The sequence below is a fragment of the Xanthomonas sp. NCPPB 2864 genome (assembly GCF_056675615.1).
In genome coordinates this window covers 1-17242 of sequence record NZ_JBWWVS010000018.1, presented here as the reverse complement: position 1 = coordinate 17242, position 17242 = coordinate 1, and the positions used below count along the sequence as shown (strand labels likewise).

The 17242-nt window shown below is 64.9% G+C and carries 11 protein-coding genes; 6 read left to right on the top strand and 5 right to left on the bottom strand.

Annotation, left to right across the window (positions count from 1 at the left end; translation table 11 throughout):
* Nucleotides 1-8: 8 nt before the first annotated feature.
* The 4 genes from gyrB to dnaA all read right to left on the bottom strand — a co-directional run bounded on the left by gyrB (nucleotide 9) and on the right by dnaA (nucleotide 7469).
* A complete protein-coding gene (gyrB, locus tag AC1KVE_RS20565) occupies nucleotides 9-2453 on the bottom strand; it encodes a DNA topoisomerase (ATP-hydrolyzing) subunit B (protein ID WP_016901840.1) in 2445 nt (814 codons plus the stop codon).
* Between the two features lie 114 nt (nucleotides 2454-2567).
* Complete coding sequence (gene recF / locus AC1KVE_RS20560; protein WP_481092497.1) at nucleotides 2568-3674, bottom strand: DNA replication/repair protein RecF; 1107 nt, start codon at nucleotides 3672-3674, stop codon at nucleotides 2568-2570.
* A gap of 1088 nt (nucleotides 3675-4762) precedes the next feature.
* Entirely contained in the window at nucleotides 4763-5863 is a 1101-nt protein-coding gene (dnaN, locus tag AC1KVE_RS20555; RefSeq protein WP_016901842.1) for a DNA polymerase III subunit beta, read from the bottom strand.
* Nucleotides 5864-6140: 277 nt separating this feature from the next.
* Nucleotides 6141-7469 (bottom strand): chromosomal replication initiator protein DnaA, encoded by a 1329-nt coding sequence (gene dnaA, locus AC1KVE_RS20550; protein WP_024939149.1) that lies wholly within the window; start codon nucleotides 7467-7469, stop codon nucleotides 6141-6143.
* A gap of 242 nt (nucleotides 7470-7711) precedes the next feature.
* On the opposite strand from dnaA, the gene rpmH reads away from it, so the two are divergent.
* From rpmH to mnmE, 5 genes are all read left to right on the top strand, one after another.
* On the top strand, nucleotides 7712-7852 hold the full coding sequence (gene rpmH, locus AC1KVE_RS20545) for a 50S ribosomal protein L34 (RefSeq protein ID WP_002805908.1): 141 nt from the start codon (nucleotides 7712-7714) through the stop codon (nucleotides 7850-7852).
* A 38-nt stretch (nucleotides 7853-7890) separates the two neighbouring features.
* Nucleotides 7891-8337: a ribonuclease P protein component gene (rnpA, locus tag AC1KVE_RS20540; RefSeq protein WP_039512801.1), complete on the top strand. Its 447-nt coding sequence runs from the start codon at nucleotides 7891-7893 to the stop codon at nucleotides 8335-8337.
* Nucleotides 8338-8352: 15 nt separating this feature from the next.
* Nucleotides 8353-10074, top strand: a complete 1722-nt coding sequence (yidC, locus tag AC1KVE_RS20535; protein ID WP_481092496.1) for a membrane protein insertase YidC — start codon at nucleotides 8353-8355, stop codon at nucleotides 10072-10074.
* Nucleotides 10075-10167: 93 nt separating this feature from the next.
* Nucleotides 10168-12870 (top strand): polysaccharide deacetylase family protein, encoded by a 2703-nt coding sequence (locus AC1KVE_RS20530; protein ID WP_481092495.1) that lies wholly within the window; start codon nucleotides 10168-10170, stop codon nucleotides 12868-12870.
* Nucleotides 12871-12890: 20 nt separating this feature from the next.
* A complete protein-coding gene (gene mnmE, locus AC1KVE_RS20525; protein ID WP_481092494.1) occupies nucleotides 12891-14231 on the top strand; it encodes a tRNA uridine-5-carboxymethylaminomethyl(34) synthesis GTPase MnmE in 1341 nt (446 codons plus the stop codon).
* A gap of 161 nt (nucleotides 14232-14392) precedes the next feature.
* On the opposite strand, the gene AC1KVE_RS20520 is transcribed toward mnmE, so the two are convergent.
* Nucleotides 14393-15253: an acid phosphatase gene (locus AC1KVE_RS20520; protein WP_481092493.1), complete on the bottom strand. Its 861-nt coding sequence runs from the start codon at nucleotides 15251-15253 to the stop codon at nucleotides 14393-14395.
* A 195-nt stretch (nucleotides 15254-15448) separates the two neighbouring features.
* Between AC1KVE_RS20520 and AC1KVE_RS20515 the strand changes: the two genes are divergently transcribed.
* Nucleotides 15449-17242: TonB-dependent receptor (locus AC1KVE_RS20515; RefSeq protein ID WP_481093109.1), on the top strand; the 1794-nt coding region annotated here is incomplete at its 3' end.

The window sequence follows — 17242 nt, the reverse complement described above, 5'->3', positions numbered from 1 at the left end:
ACGGTGGCTCAGATGTCCAGGTTGGACACCTTCAGCGCGTTGTCCTCGATGAAGTCGCGGCGTGGCTCGACCACATCGCCCATCAAGGTGCTGAAGATCTGATCGGCGGCCACGGCATCTTCGATACGCACCTGCAACAGGCGACGCGTGTCCGGATTGACCGTGGTTTCCCACAGCTGTTCGGCGTTCATTTCGCCCAGGCCCTTGAAGCGCTGTACCTGGCGGCCGCGCTTGGCCTCTTCTAGCAGCCAGGCATGCGCCTGGGCGAAGCTGGTGATCGGGTGGGTCTTGTTGCCGCGCACGATCTGCGCGCCTTCGCGCACCAGATCGTGCAGGGCCAGCGAGACCTCACGCAGCGGACGCAGCTCGCCGCTTTCGAACGCGCCCATCGGCAATACCTGGGTGAATTCCTCGCCCATGTGCCTGCGCACCGCCACCAGCGACGCCGAGGCGCCATCGGTGGCCGGGTCGAAGCGCAGCTGGTAGCGCGCCGTACCCAGGGTGCCGCGGTTGAGCACCGCCTGCAGCGCATCCAGGGTGGGATGCACCTCGCCTTCGGCCTGCAGCTTGTCCACATCCAACGGCGGCAGGTCGATCAGCGCGGTGAGCAGCGCCGGGTCGTAGCGGTGTGCGTTGCGCGCGATCGCCTCGTTGGCGCTGGTGAACAGCATCAACAGCTTTTCCAGCGCCTCGCCGGTGATCGGCGGCTCGTCGGTGGCGGGGATCAGCGCCGCGCCTTCGACCGCGTTGCTGGCCAGGTAGGCATTGAGCGCTGCATCGTCCTTCAGGTACAGCTCGCTCTTGCCCTGCTTGAGCTTGTACAGCGGCGGCAGGCCAATGTAGATGTAGCCGCGCTCGATCAGCTCCGGCATCTGCCGGTAGAAGAAGGTCAGCAGCAGGGTCCGGATGTGCGAGCCGTCGACGTCGGCGTCGGTCATCAGGATGATGCGGTGGTAACGCAGCTTGTCTGGGTTGTACTCGTCGCGGCCGATGCCGGTGCCCAGCGCGGTGATCAGCGTGCCGACCTGGTCGGAGGCCAGCATGCGGTCAAAACGCGCGCGTTCAACATTGAGGATCTTGCCGCGCAGCGGCAGCACCGCCTGATTCTTGCGGTTGCGGCCTTGCTTGGCCGAGCCACCTGCCGAGTCACCCTCGACGATGAACAGTTCGGACAGCGCCGGGTCTTTTTCCTGGCAGTCGGCCAGCTTGCCGGGCAGGCCGGCGATGTCCAGCGCGCCCTTGCGGCGGGTCAGGTCGCGCGCCTTGCGGGCGGCTTCGCGCGCACGGGCGGCGTCGACGATCTTGCCGGTGATGGCCTTGGCTTCGTTCGGATTCTCCTGCAGGAATTCCTGCAGGCGCGCACCGAAGGCGTTTTCCACCGCCGGACGCACATCCGAGCTGACCAGCTTTTCCTTGGTCTGCGAGGAGAAGCTGGGGTCGGGCACCTTGACCGAGAGCACCGCGATCATGCCTTCGCGCATGTCGTCGCCGGTGAGCGCGACCTTGGCCTGCTTGGCGATGCCGTTCTGCTCGATGTAGGTGCTCAGCACACGCGTCAGCGCGGCGCGGAAGCCGGCCAGGTGGGTGCCGCCATCCTTCTGCGGGATGTTGTTGGTGAAGCAGTACATGGTTTCCTGGTAGGCGTCGGTCCACTGCAGGGCCACGTCCACCACGATGCCATTGTGCTCGCCGGTCACCGAGATCACGTTCGGGTGCAACGGCGACTTGAGCTGCGCCAGATGCTCGACGAAGCTGCGGATGCCTCCTTCGTAGTGGAAATCGTCGCGACGGCCGTCGCCGCGCTCGTCGATCAGGGTGATCTTGACGCCCGAATTGAGGAACGACAGCTCGCGCAGGCGGCGCGCCAGGATGTCGTAATGGAACTCGACGTCGCTGAAGATCGCCACGGATGGCTTGAAGCGCAGCGTGGTACCGCGCTTGGTCGAGGCTTCCAGCTGCTTGAGCGGGTACTGCGGCTCGCCCAGCGCGTATTCCTGCTGGTAGTGGAAGCCGTCGCGCCAGATGTCCAGCCACAGGTGCTCGGACAGCGCATTGACCACCGACACGCCCACGCCGTGCAGGCCGCCGGATACCTTGTAGCTGTTGTCGTCGAACTTGCCGCCGGCATGCAAAACGGTGAGGATCACCTCCGCCGCGGAGACGCCTTCTTCCTTATGAATGTCGACCGGCACGCCACGGCCGTTGTCGGACACCGCAACCGATCCATCGACCAGGATCTTGACCACGATGTCGTCGGCATGGCCGGCCAGGGCTTCGTCGACCGAGTTGTCGACCACCTCGAACACCATATGATGCAGGCCGGTGCCGTCATGGACATCGCCGATGTACATGCCGGGGCGCTTGCGGACGGCTTCCAGGCCACGCAGCACAGTGATCTTGCTGGAGTCGTAGGTGCCGTTGGGGGTGGGCGAGGTGTTTTGTTCGTCGGTCATGCGTGTGCCGTTAGCTCCACAACACGGGCGCAGGCGGCAGGAGCCGCATCGCACCGTGGGAAAAGGGGGATAGCCCGGAAATTATACCAGTCGGCCCACCTGCGCCGCCGACGGTTACGCGGAGGGCGTCAGCACGGCCACATTGCCGTGTTCCACGTGGAACCGATGCAGCAGCTTGCCGGATTCGGCCAGACCGGGCGGCATTTCGGTTGCGGTGATCAACACCTGCGCTGGCGCGGACGCGAGGCGCTGCAACACGCGTGCCTGGTGGTGGCGGTCCAGCTCCGAACCCAGGTCGTCCAGAGCGATCACTGGCCATTCGCCGCGCTCATGGGCGAAGTCTTCGGCCTGCGCCAGCAGGCAGGCGAGGGCGGTGAGCTTTGCCTGGCCGCGGGAGAGCGCATCCTTGCCCGGCAATGCATCGAAGGCTGGCGCCCAATCGGCTCGGTGCGGTCCCTGCGAGGTGTAGCCGTTCTGGCGATCACGCTCGCGTGCCAATAGCAGCGCGTCGGCCAACGACACCTCATGGCGCTTCCAGCCCGGTGCGAACGTCAGCGCGGATAGCCCGAGCGACGGAGCGATTACGGTGGCGACCGGAATCAGTCGCTCCTGCAGGCGCTCCAGGTAGCGAAGACGACGCGATGTGAGCGTTTCGCCGGATTCGGCGAGTTCATGATCCCAGGCATCGAGCATGCGCGGTTGTGCGCCCTGTTTGAGCAAGGCATTTCGCTGTTTGAGCGCTCGCGCGTAGCGCCGCCACAGCGCCAGGAAGTCAGGTTCCACGTGGAACAGCCCCCAATCGAGGAAGCGCCGCCGCGGCTCACCGCCGCCACTAATCAACACATGGCTGCCGGGCTCGAAGGTCACGACAGCCAGCGCGGCACACAAGGCACCCAGCTGGGCGACATCTTCGCCATCCAGCCGCCCCGTCCATTCCTGGCCGCTATGGCGCAACCCCGCCCGCCGCGTGCGTTCGCCAATCGCGGCGGTTCCCTCGCGCCACTCCACGAAGACTTCCAGATCGCTGGCACCTTGCTGGATCAGCCCGTCGCGTACACGGCCACGAAAGCTGCGGCCGTAGGCCATCAGATGCAATGCTTCCAGCACGCTGGTCTTGCCCGCGCCGTTATCGCCGGTCAGTAGGTTCAAGGAACTGGCGGGGTGGAGGTCGACGGTCTCGAAACGACGAAGTCGATGGATGGACAACCGCACTACGTGCATCGATCGGTCTGCTCTGCGCTGTGATCCGGCATCCCGGTCGGAGCGGAGGATACGTGATCGATGCGGATCCTGCCCGTGCAGACGTGAGGCGACCCTAGGGACAGGCAGGGGACAACCTGTGGATAAAAACCAGGCCAGAGCAGCCGCTCCCGCTTATCCACAGGTTGCGGACCTCTCTACACGGGTCTAGACACAGGGTTTCGAGGCCTAAAAGTAGTTTAAAAACAAACACATAGGGTATTTTCCGGCGAAATCTGGCCCTACCATCACCACCAAGCTCTTAAATTATTTATAGATTTAAAAGCAAAGCGCGATGTGCATAACTCAAAAACCGGCTCAAGGACGCTCACGCCAGACGCAGCTGTACGTACTCGTTCGGAGCGGACCACGGTGTCTTTTATGAACTGATTCAGGCTGGCTCCAGTCAGTGCGACTTCGCTGGACGACAAACCGCAACGTGTATGACCAACTAATCTCACGGGAGCTGCCACAAAACCAGCTTGCCCCAATGCGGTGAGTGACACGAGGAGAAAGCACGTTGTTCCACGTGTATCCCGTGGACCTGCCAACAACGCCTTCGTAACTCGACAGGTCGCGGTTGGGTTTGGCTGCTTGCCCAGAGCGCAGCGATCGCACGCGGCGCGTTCCCTAGGCAAGACAGCTCACTGATCCTTGGGCATGTCTGAAACACAGATGGGCAAAGTATCCGTGCTGACGACAGCAGCGCACCGGGCTGATGCCAGTTTTTTGATATCGCTCGTGTTCCTACTCACGCTCGTCAATCCAAGCAAACGAACCAATGCCCTTGTCCGGTCGTCGAAGTCTGACTATCCGTGAGTGGCGTCTATCGAACCGTTCTTGGCTTGGTAAACGTGCGGCATTGATGCTCTGAGGCTCATGCCCGAAGGCAAAGTAGCTCCGGGTAAGGCACCGACGCATCTGGGCACCCAATACCAGCGCAGAGCGGATGCCCAAGGACGCTCAAGCCTCCCAAAGCCTTACACCGCAACGACTTCAGCACTCTCAATCTTGAAAACGAAAAAGCCCGGCTTTCGCCGGGCTCTTCGTGTTCCACGTGGAACGCGGCGTCAGAGACGCAGCGGCATCACCACATGACGCGACTTCTCGCTGCTAGCCTCACGGACCAGTGCCGACGAGTTCGCATCGCGCAGCTGAATGACCACGTGCTCATCGCGCAGTGCAGACAGCGCGTCGAGCAGATAGTTGACGTTGAAGCCGATGGCCAGATCGTCGACCTTGGTGTCGGCCTCGATTTCTTCCTGAGCTTCTTCCTGCTCCGGGTTGTGTGCGCTGATCTTCAGCTGACCCGGTGACACTTCCACCCGCACGCCACGGTACTTCTCGTTCGACAGGATTGCCGCACGCTGCAGCGATGCACGCAGCGCTTCACGGTCCACCTTGACCTCGCGATCGGCGCCGATCGGGATCACCGCCTCGTAATCCGGGAAGCGGCCGTCGATCAGCTTGGAGGTGAAGGTCACATCGCCACGCTTGACGCGGATATGGCTACGACCGACTTCCAGCTCCACTTCGCGGTCTGCCGCTTCTAGCAGGCGCAGCAGCTCGGTCACGCCCTTGCGCGGCACGATGATCTGGCGCTTGGCACCGCCGGATTTCTCCAGCTCGGTCTCGCACAGTGCCAGACGGTGGCCATCGGTGGCTACGCACCGCAGCAAACCCTCGCGCAGATCAAACAGCAAGCCGTTGAGGTAGTAGCGCACGTCCTGCTGGGCCATGGCGAACGCGGTGCGCTCGATCAGCTCCTTCAACGCCGCCTCTGGCACCGCAACGCGCTCGGTGGCTTCGACTTCGTCCACCGACGGGAAATCGTTAGCAGGCAGCGTGGCCAGGGTGAAGCGGCTACGCCCGGCCTGCACCGTGACCTTGTCGCCGGTCTGCGAGATGGTGACGCGGCTGCCGTCGGGCAGGGCGCGCAGGATGTCGAACAACTTGCGCGCCGGAATCGTGGTTTCGCCGTCCTGCGCGTCTTCCACCATCGTGCGCGAGATCATTTCCACTTCCAGGTCGGTACCGGTCAAGGAGACCTGCCCGTCCTTGACCTGCACCAGCAGATTGGCCAGAACCGGCAGGGTTTGACGGCGTTCGACCACATTGACCACCTGGGCCAATGGTTTGAGGAAGGCTTCGCGCTGCAGTGTAAAACGCATGTGGTTCCGTGCCCCTATGCTTTAAAAGATAATGGAATAAATCAAAAGCTTGGTGGTGATGGTAGGGCCGTTTTCAGCGGATAACCACCATAACTGTTTGTTTCCAAAGACAAATTAGCGCCTGAAAGTCGTTGGACTAGTGCCCCTGGTCTGGCGGTAAAACCTGTGGATAGTTTTCCGCCCGACCTGCGAGGCAACGTTATCCACAGATTCTCCCGCATTTGACCCCAACGTTTCCACGCTTTTCTCCAAGCGGGCCGTCAAGACCGTTGCCGGCTTACTCGCTGAGCTTACGAATCAGCTTTTCCCAGTCCTCGCGCAGCTTGCCGTCGGCCTCCATCAGCGTGCGGATCTGCCGGCAGGCATGCAGCACGGTGGTGTGGTCGCGGCCGGCGAAGGCGTCGCCGATCTCGGGCAGACTGTGTTCGGTCAGCTCCTTGGCCAGCGCCATCGCCACCTGGCGCGGACGCGCCAGCGAGCGGGTGCGTCGCTTGGAGAGCAGGTCCTTCATCTGCAGGCCGTAGTAGTCCGCCACGGTCTTCTGGATGTTGGGGATGCCGATCGCCTGCTGCTGGGCGCGCAACAGGTCGCGCAGCGTCTCCTGGGCAAATTCCACCGTGATCGAGCGGCCGGTGAAGTTGGCGCGTGCCACCAGCGTGTTGAGCGCACCTTCCAGGTCGCGCACGTTGGAGCGCATCTTCTTGGCGATCAAAAACGCCACGTCGTCCGGAATCTCGGCGCCGCGCTCGCGCGCCTTGGCCAGCACGATCGCCGCGCGGGTCTCGAAATCGGGCGGGTCGATCGCCACCGACAGGCCCCAGGCCAGGCGCGACTTCAGCCGCGGCTCCAGGCCTTCGACCTCACGCGGATAGCGGTCGCAGGTCAGGATGATCTGCTGGCGGCCATCGAACAGCGCGTTGAAGGTGTGGAAGAACTCCTCCTGCGTGCGGTCCTTGCCGGCGAAGAACTGGATGTCGTCGATCAGCAGCGCATCGATCTGCTGGAACTGGCGCTTGAACTGGTCCATCGCCTTGTCCTGCAGCGCACGGATCATCGCGCTGAAGAACTGTTCCGAGCGCAGATACATCACCTTGGCGGCCGGATTGGCCTGGCGCAGCGCGTTGCCGGCGGCAAACATCAGGTGGGTCTTGCCAAGGCCGGTGCTGCCGTACAGCAGCAGCGGGTTGTGGGCGCGGTCACCCGGCTTCTGCGCTGCCTGGATCGCGGCGGCCAGACCAAGCTGGTTGCTGCGACCCTCGACGAAGTTGGCGAAGGTGTAGTGCGAATCCAGATTGCCGGCGAACGGCACGATCGGCGCGGCAACCGGTGCGCTGGGCGTGGCCATCGGTGCCGGCTGCGGTTCCGGCGCACGCGGGCGGGAGCCGACCGCCAGCGCCACTTCGCCGTTGCCGACGAAATACGCCACCAGCTCGCGGATCCGCGGCAGGTAGCGCTCGCGGACCTGGTCGACGATGAAGGCGTTCGGCGCATACAGCACGATGCTGTCGCCGCGGTCTTCGGCTTGCAGGGGTTTCAACCAGGTGTGGACGTCCTCGGGCGGGAATTCGGCTTCGAGACGTTCCAGACAGCGGGGCCAAGCATCCATCAAAGTATGATCATCTGTTGCTGGCTGCGGCGCGCAGAAAAGCGCCGTGCTCGCAGCCCGGTAGTGAAAAGAGGATGCGCCAGACTAGCACCGAGGACAGGGTTTTCCCAGACTTATTCACAGGTCCATCCACAGGGCTTGACCGCCATCACCTCCGCTAACATCTGCGGGGAGTTGACCCGGCCCCTGATGGCCCTATAGAATTGCCGGTTCTATTCGTCTCCATTCATGCAGAGGGCCCCATGGCCACCAAGCGTACTTTCCAACCCAGCAACCTCAAGCGAGCACGCGACCATGGCTTCCGCGCACGTATGGCAACTGCCGACGGCCGCAAGATCCTGGCTCGCCGCCGCGCCAAGGGCCGCAAGCGCCTGAGCGCTTGATTGCCGCGCCGCTCCCTGCGGCCGAGGCAGTCCCTAACGTGAACGCATCCAACCCGTGCAGGCGATTTCCTCGCTCTGCGCGGGTTCGTACGCGTGCGCAATATACGGTCGTTTTCGATACTGCACGTCGTACCTCGGACCCGTTGCTCAGCCTGCACTGGCGGACCGGCGATACGCCGCCGCGCCTGGGCATGGCGGTGTCGCGCAAGGTCGACACGCGTGCGGTGGGACGTAACCGGATCAAACGCGTATTGCGCGATGCCATGCGGCATCTGCTGCCCGAGCTTGCCGGCGGCGATTACGTGATTGTGGCGCGCTCCGCAGCCGCAAAAGCGACCAATCCACAGATTCGCGACGCTTTCCTGCGTCTGCTGCGCCGTGCCGGCGCATTGCCCCTGCCTGCTGCGCCCGGCACAATGCCGCCCGCCAGGACGATGCACCCATCCTCCCTTTCCCCGACAGAGCCGGAACCCAGTTCCGACTGAGCGAGTTGCTGCCCGATGAACCAGACCCGTGTTTTCCTGATTTTTGCCTGGCTGATGGTCGCGGCGCTGCTGTGGATGGAGTGGGGCAAGGACAAGGCCGCCGCCAATGCGCCGGTGGTTGCGGCGACGCAGTCGGTGCCGGCTGCGCGCGATCTGGACGCTGCGGCACCGTCGGCCAATGTGCCGGCGGCCCAGGCCATTCCGCAGGCGGGTGTGCCGGGCGCCGTACCGGCGACCAGCACGACTGCCGCGACGCCGGCCGCTGCCGGTGCTGCGCCGGTGATCACCTTGACCTCGGACGTGCTGCGCCTGAAGCTGGACGGCCGCAGCGTGCTCGATGCCGAACTGCTGCAGTTTCCGCAGACCAAGGACGGCACCGCGCCGGTCAGCCTGCTGACCGAAGATGCCGCGCATCCCTATAACGCCACCAGCGGTTGGGCCAGCGAGCATTCGCCGGTACCGGGCGTGGGCGGCTTCCGCGCCGAACAGCCGGGCACCGCGTTCGAACTGGCCAAGGGCCAGAACACCCTGGTGGTGCCGTTTGTGTGGAATGGCCCCAACGGCGTGTCAATCCGCCGCACCTTCACCCTGGAGCGCGGTCGCTATGCGATCTCGATCAAGGACGAGGTGATCAACAAGAGTGGCGCGCCGTGGAACGGCTACGTGTTCCGCAAGCTGAGCCGGGTGCCGACCATCCTCAGCCGCGGCATGACCAACCCGGATTCCTTCAGCTTCAACGGAGCGACCTGGTACAGCCCGCAGGAAGGCTACGAGCGTCGCGCGTTCAAGGACTACATGGACGACGGCGGCCTCAATCGCCAGATCACCGCCGGCTGGGTGGCGTTGCTGCAGCACCACTTCTTTACCGCGTGGATTCCGCAGAAGGACCAGGCCTCGCTGTACGTGCTGAACCAGGACGGCCCGCGCGACGTGGCCGAACTGCGTGGCCCGGCCTTCACCGTGGCGCCGGGCCAGACCGCGACCACCGAAGCGCGCCTGTGGGTGGGCCCGAAGCTGGTCAGCCTGATCGCCAAGGAAGACGTGAAGGGGCTGGACCGCGTGGTCGACTACAGCCGCTTCTCGATCATGGCCATCATCGGCCAGGGCCTGTTCTGGGTGCTGAGCCATCTGCACAGCTTCCTGCACAACTGGGGCTGGGCCATCATCGGCCTGGTGGTGCTGCTGCGTCTGGCGCTGTATCCGCTGTCGGCTGCGCAGTACAAGTCCGGTGCCAAGATGCGCCGCTTCCAGCCGCGCCTGGCGCAGCTGAAGGAGCGTTACGGCGACGATCGCGTCAAGTACCAGCAGGCGACGATGGAGCTGTTCAAGAAGGAAAAGATCAACCCGATGGGCGGCTGCCTGCCGCTGCTGATCCAGATGCCGATCTTCTTCGCGCTGTACTGGGTGCTGGTGGAATCGGTGGAACTGCGCCAGGCGCCGTGGCTGGGCTGGATCCAGGATCTGACCGCGCGCGACCCGTACTTCATCCTGCCGGTGCTCAACATCGCCATCATGTGGGCCACGCAGAAGCTGACCCCGACCCCGGGCATGGACCCGATGCAGGCCAAGATGATGCAGTTCATGCCGCTGGTGTTCGGCGTCATGATGGCCTTCATGCCGGCCGGCCTGGTGCTGTACTGGGTGGTCAACGGCGGCCTGGGTCTGCTGATCCAGTGGTGGATGATCCGCCAGCACGGCGAGAAGCCGAGCAAGATCATCCAGGCCAACGCCAAGTAAGCGCAGTTGCACAGAGCCCGCCGCAAGGCGGGCTTTCTGCATGTCGCCGCAGTTGCTGTCTGCCCTGTTGTCTTCATCGCCAAGGACGCCGTCGTGATGTCATCGCCGCTGTATCGCCTGTGGCTGTGCGCCGCTTGCGCCGGAATGCTGGCGATGGCCGGCTGCGGCAAGCAGACCGCCGGCGAGGCAGCGTCTGCTGCCAGCACCGCTACGCCTGCAGCCACTGGTGCGGCAGCCGAAACCGACAGCGACGACGCACGCGCACTGATCGCGCAGCTGCGCGAGCAACTGGACCGGCATCGCCGCATCATCGTGTTGCTGGCCGATGCGGATGCCCAGACGCCACGCGACCGCGCCACCTCCAGCAGCGTGGGGCAGCAGCTGTTCCATGAAAACCTCCAGCAGCGCGAGCGCATCGCTGCGCGATTCGAGACGGTGCTGACGTCGAACGCAGCGCGTCGCTTCGCAACGATCGCCACGGTGCTGGACGAGATCGAATCGGCACCGGATCTCTACGATGCCGACCGCCTGGCGTTTGCCGAAGTGTTGCGCGACCTGCACGCACGCATTGGCCGCGATTCGGCATTGCCGGCGGTGAAGCTGCATCAGCGCATCGGCGAGGATCTGGAAGCGCTGGACGAGATCGAGCGCAGCTACAACAAGGAACTGACGCAGATTTTCAGCCGCTTCGATCGCAGCCGCGCGATCGTGCCCAAGCGCGAGAAGTGGGACGACTACGTGGCGCATCTGCGCAGCGTGTACACGCGCGAAAAGATCCTGCGCGATCATGGCGTGGTGGAGCCGTACCCGTTCTCCGCACGCGATAGCGACAGTGAGATCTTCGGCCGCGACCTGCCGCCCAGGACGGTGGTGCTGACCTTCGACGACGGCCCGCACAAGGCCTATACCGAGGAGATCGTGGCCATCCTCAAACGCTACGACGTGCCGGGCGTGTTCTTCGAAGTGGGCCGCAACCTGGGCAGCCTGGACGCGCAGGGCAAGCCGACACTCGCGCCGTTATCCAAGATCAGCCACGCGCTGATGGAAGAAGGTTATGCGGTGGGCAACCACAGCCTGACCCATGCGCAGTTGTCCAAGACCACTGGCGATGCGTTGCGCAGCCAGGTGCTGGACACCGACACGTTGTTGCGGGCGGTGGACGACAAGCGTGCGCCGTTGTTCCGGTTTCCGTACGGGGCGCGCAATGCCGAAGGCTTGCAGCTGCTGGGCGAGGCAGGCCTGAAGTCGATCATGTGGAACATCGACTCGATGGACTGGGCCGACCCGGTACCCGAGTCGATCGTGCAGCGCGTGCTCGACCAAGTGAACAAGGAGCAGCGCGGCATCGTGTTGTTCCATGACATCCACGACCGTGCAGTGAAGGCGCTGCCGCAGATCCTGGATCGCCTGATCGCCGATGGCTACCAGTTCGCCGGCTGGAATGGCCGCGAGTTTTCGGTGGCGCACGCGCCCAGCGCGGCGGCCGAGGCAACCGTGACCACCGGCTACGCCAACTCCTGGGCGATCGTGATCGGGATCGACGACTACGCGCACTGGCCCAAGCTCGAATATGCCGCCAACGACGCGCAGGCCATCGCCAGCACCTTGACCGGCCCGTTGGGGTTTCCGTCCTCGCAGGTGATCGTGCTCAAGAACGGGCAGGCCACGCGCAACAATATTCTTGCGGCATTCCACGATCGCCTCGGCGAGGGACGCGCGCAGACCAACGACCGTGTGTTCGTGTTCTTCGCCGGGCACGGCGCCACGCGCCGGCTGGCATCCGGGCGCGACCTGGGCTACATCATTCCGGTCGACTCGGATCCGCAGCAACTGGCCAGCGATGCGATCGCGATGAGCGACCTGCAGAACATCGCCGAAAGCCTGCAGGCCAAGCATGTGCTGTTCGTGATGGATGCCTGCTATAGCGGATTGGGGCTGACGCGCGGCGGGCCGACGTCCGGCGCCTACCTGCGCGAGAACGCGCGACGCATCGCCCGCCAGATGCTCACTGCCGGCGGTGCCGATCAGCAGGTGGCCGACAGCGGCCCGAACGGGCATTCGGTATTTACCTGGGTGCTGCTGCAGGCGCTGGCGGGCAAGGGCGACCTCAATGGCGATGGCCTGATCACCGGGACCGAACTGGCGGCCTATGTCGCACCGGCAGTGTCGGCAGTGTCGGCGCAGACCCCGGCATTCGGCAGCCTGCCCGGCTCGCAGGGCGGGGAGTTCGTGTTCCAGGTACCGAGTGGCGAGGAGTTCCTGACCGCCGGTACCGCGCAGTTGTCTGCCGATGCGATCGCACTCAACGGCCGCGTGGATGCGGCGCGTCCTGCCGCCACCACCAGCGGTGCTGCAACAGCTGCGGCGCCGGTGACGGTCAAGACGCTGCAAGGCGGCGAAGCCAGGCTGGTCTTGCCGACCGCGGTGAAGAGCAGCGACCGCCAACGTGCGCAGCTGGCCAACGAGCGCGGCCTGCAGTTGTACAAGGAAAAACGCTACGCCGAAGCGGCCGAGCAGTTTGCCGAAGCCTTGAAGCTGCGCCCGGATTTCGCCTTGGCCGCCAACAACCTGGGCTTTGTGTACTACCGCCAGGAACGCTTTGCCGAATCGGCGCGCTGGCTGGAAAATACCTTGAAAATCGATCCGTCGCGTGCGGTGGCCTATCTCAATCTCGGCGATGCCTACGCAAAAGCCGGCGATCGCGACAAGGCACGCAAGGCCTACGCCACCTATCTGGAACTGCAGCCGCAAGGCAGCGGCGCCGAGCAGGCACGCACGCAACTGCAACGTCTCTGATCCGCGCAACCTGTCTGCCTATGTCTTCTTCGCCATCGACCATTGTTGCCATCGCCAGCGCCGCCGGAACCGGAGGCATCGGCATCGTGCGCCTGTCCGGGCCGCAGGCGGCGCAGATCGCCGCCGAGCTGGGTGTCCCGAATCTGCAGCCACGGCAGGCACGCTACGCGCGCTTTCGCGATGCGCAGGGCGGGGTGATCGACGATGGCATTGCCTTGTGGTTTCCGGCGCCGCACAGCTTCACCGGCGAGGCGGTGGTGGAACTGCAGGGACACGGCAGCCCGGTGCTGTTGCGGCAGCTGGTGGCGCGTTGCATTGCGCTGGGCGCGCGGCAGGCACGCGCGGGCGAGTTCAGCGAGCGCGCCTTTCTCAATGGCAAACTCGATCTGGCGCAGGCCGAAGCCATCGCCGATCTGATCGCCGCCGGCGATCTGCGCGCGGCACGCGCTGCGCGCAGATCCTTGGACGGTGTGTTTTCGCAACGGGTCGATGCGCTCAGCGACAGCCTCACCCGGCTACGCATCCATGTGGAAGCGGCAATCGACTTTGCCGACGAGCCGCTCGACACCCTGGGAGGGGCGCAGGTGCGCGACGGGCTACAGCAGGCGCGCGCATTGCTGGCGCAACTGCTGCGCGATGCCGAGCGCGGGCGCAAGCTGCGCGACGGCCTGCACGCGGTGCTGATCGGCCCGCCCAATGCCGGCAAGAGTTCCTTGCTCAATGCATTGGCCGGTAGCGAGCGCGCCATCGTCACCGATGTCGCCGGCACCACGCGCGATACCTTGCAGGAAGCCATCCAGCTCGATGGTTTCGAACTCGTGTTGGTCGACACCGCCGGCCTGCGCGAAGGCGGTGATGCGATCGAGCGCGAGGGCATGCGGCGCGCGCGTGCGGAGTTGCAGCGCGCAGACCTGGCGCTGGTGGTACTGGATGCACGCGACCCGCAAGCCGCGCGCGATGCGATCGGCGATGCCATCGATACGGTGCCGCGTCAGCTGTGGATCCACAACAAATGCGATCTGCTGGCCGAAGCCACAGCGCTCGATCGCGACGCGGTCGCGGTCTCGGCGGTGACCGGGCTGGGACTGGAGCAGTTGCACGCCCGGTTGCGCGAGCTTGCGCTGGGCGACGGAGTGGACAGCGTGGAAGGCGAATTCTCCGCACGCACGCGGCATGTCGAGGCATTGCGCCGCGCCGAACAGCATGCAGACGCAGCGGATCTGGAGCTGGGCTTCGAACAGCTCGAACTGGCCGCCGAAGAATTGCGCCTGGCACAGGAAGCACTCGGCGAGATCACCGGCAAGCTGAGCGCCGACGAATTGCTGGGCAAGATCTTTTCGAGTTTTTGTATCGGCAAGTAGACCGCTTACCTGCCGCGACGCATGACGAGCCGATGCAGACGCTGGCTATTGGTGTTCTGCATCAAGGATCAGGGACGGCGACAAGCGCAACGCTTGTACAGCGGGCCACATGCCGATACCGAAACTCGAAGCGAGCGCCCGCAACTGCGCCGCAAAACGCGTCACATCACACCCGGCAACACCGTCTGCAACGCCGCGTTCTCGGCATCGCAGGCTGGCGATGCCGCGGCGGTGGCAGGTTGCTTCGCACGTGCCTTGTCGATCTCGCGGCGCGCAGCGGCTAGATCCTTCTGGAACTCGGGGTTGTCGTGCAGCGCGGCGACGGTGGCGGCGCCCATGATGCGGCCCTGCAGGACGTCACTCTGCCAGTGCACGTTGCAGACCAGGCGGCTGTCGCCGAAGGCGCGGCCGCGGGCGAGCAGGGCGTCGCGCTGGGCGGGGGCCAGCTCGGCCAGGATCAGGCCCCAGCTCCAGCCGATGGCGGTGTGGCCGGAGGGGTAGGAGCCGTTCTTGCGCAGCGCCGCGTCGTCGTCGGGCGTGCACATCGGCTGTTCGTTGCGCATGAACGGGCGTGGCCGCTGGTAACGGGCCTTGGCTGCGCTGGTGCTGGTGCTGGCGTCGCGCATGCTGCGTTCGAGCAGGCGCAGCAGGTGCGGGGTGTGCGCCTGGTCGATCTGGATGCCGAGCGCGCAACTGAAGTGATTGGCGGCCGCCGGGAAACTCAGCGCAGCGTCCTGTGTGGCCAGGTCCCAGCGTGGTGTGCCGCGCAGGGCAAGCATGGATGTGGCGATGGCCTGATCGTTGGCGAGCGCGGCGCTGCCGTCCTGTGGCGGTGGCGGTACCAGGCGCAGGCTGTCGGGCACCTGTGCTTTTTCCAGGTAGCCGTGTGCATCGGTGGCGATCACCGAGCCCGCCGGAGCCGCCTTGTCGCGGGCGCTCGCACTGCCGCATCCCCATGCCAGCACCACGATGGCGACGCTGGTCAGCGTCCGGAAACAAGCGCGAGCAATGCGATCGGACATGCAGCAACCCTCGGACAACACGGATGGATGAGGGCGCAGATTACGACGCGCAGATGACATCTGCATGCCAGCGCAACGCAGCTGCGGCGCGGAATGCGCAGCAGCTGTCGCAGCACTGTCATGTCCCGGTCGCATCGACGCAAGACAGCTGTCGCACGCTTGCCGTCATCTTTTGACTCGTCCCCCCTGCCGCTCATGCCCAAGACCCATCTGTTAAGTGCCGCCGTCCTTACCGCGCTCGTGCTGTCGCCGGCCGCGCATGCCGCCGATCCCGAGGTGACTGCCGATACCGGCACGACCGTGCAGCAACTCGACGCGGTCTCGGTGATCGGCCAGGGCGAAACGCGTCAGGTGCAGCGCATCACCCAGCAGGACATTCCGGTGTTGCCGCCGGGCACCAGCATCCAGAAGCTGCTCAACCGCATGCCGGGCGTCAACGTGCAATCCAACGATGCCTTCGGTGCCAACGAGGAGTCGCAGACGATCAGCCTGCGTGGCTTCAACGGCACGCGCCTGGGCTATACGCTCGACGGCCTGCCGCTGGGTGACAACGCCTACGGCAACTACAACGGCCTCAATATCAGCCGCGCCCTGATTGCGGAAAACTTCGGCGGCGTGGAGCTGGCATCGGGCATCGGCGCACTGGGCACCGCGTCCACCAGCAACCTGGGCGGCACCATCCAGTACTACTCGGCCGATCCGTCCAGCGTGTTCGGCGGGCAGCTGTCGCAGACGGTGGGCTCCGATGCCAACCGGCGCACCTTCCTGCGCGTGGACACCGGCGACTACAACGGGTTTTCGGCGTATCTGTCCGGCATCAATGCCGAAGCCGACATGTGGGCGCGTCCGGAGTCGCCGACCACCACGCGCCAGTTCAATGCCAAGGGCGTGTACCAGTTCGATGGCGGCAAGCTGACCGCGTTCGCCGACACCTCGCGGACCTCGCAGGCCGATTATTCGTATCTGTCCAAGAGCGGCATGGCGCGTGGCCTGGGCTGGGACTGGAACCTGTACGCACCGGACTGGAACCGGGCGTTGGCCGCGGCGTACTGCGCACCGGCCACGCGCAATGCGGCGCGCTGCGGTTTCAGCGGCGGCGTGGACAACATCGACGATGCGTACTACCAGAGCCGCGCGTTGCGCGACGACGATCTGTTCTATGTGGCCGGCGACTTCCAGCCCAACGATGCGATCAGCCTGCACACCCAGGTCTACCACCACGAAAACAAGGGTCAGGGCCACTGGTGGTCGCCGGGCCAGGCGTCCAACCCGGGCACGCCGCAGGCATTGCCGATCTCCATCCGCAGCACCAATTACTGGATCAACCGCACCGGCGGCATCGCCTCGCTCGGCTGGAACCTGGGCCCGCATCACCTCGAAGCCGGGCTGTGGTACGAGCGCAATCACCACGATGTGGAGCGCAATTTCTACTGGATAGACGGGCCGGTCAGCGACGACAAGTTCCTGCAGGATCCCGACCGCAGGCTGTTCTCGCAGAACTACATCATCACCACGCGGCAGTTCTACGTGCAGGGCAACTTCAAGTTCCTCGACGAGCGCCTGAGCGTGGATCTGGGCATCAAGAGCCCGAGCACCGAAATGACCGCGCGCGAAACGCCGGGGCTGGCGGTGGAAGCGCCGGTGGCGACCGGTTCGATCAAGGCCAGCGAGTCGGTGCTGCCGCAGGTCGGTCTGGGCTATCGCATCGCAGACGGGCAGGAAGTGTTCGCCTCGTACGCGGAAAACATCGCCGCGTTCCAGGGCGGCGGCGCCGGTGGTCCGTTGCTGGTGACGCAGGCCTCCTTCGATGCCAGCGTCGGCGCCCTGGAGCCGGAAAAGTCGCGCACCGTGGAAGCCGGTTACCGCTTCGTGCGTGACCGCTTCGAAGCCTCGCTGGTGGGTTACGACGTGACCTTCGACAACCGCCTGCTCTCGCTCAATCCCTGCGCCAGCATCCAGCAGGGCACCACGCCGGCCTGCACCACGCGC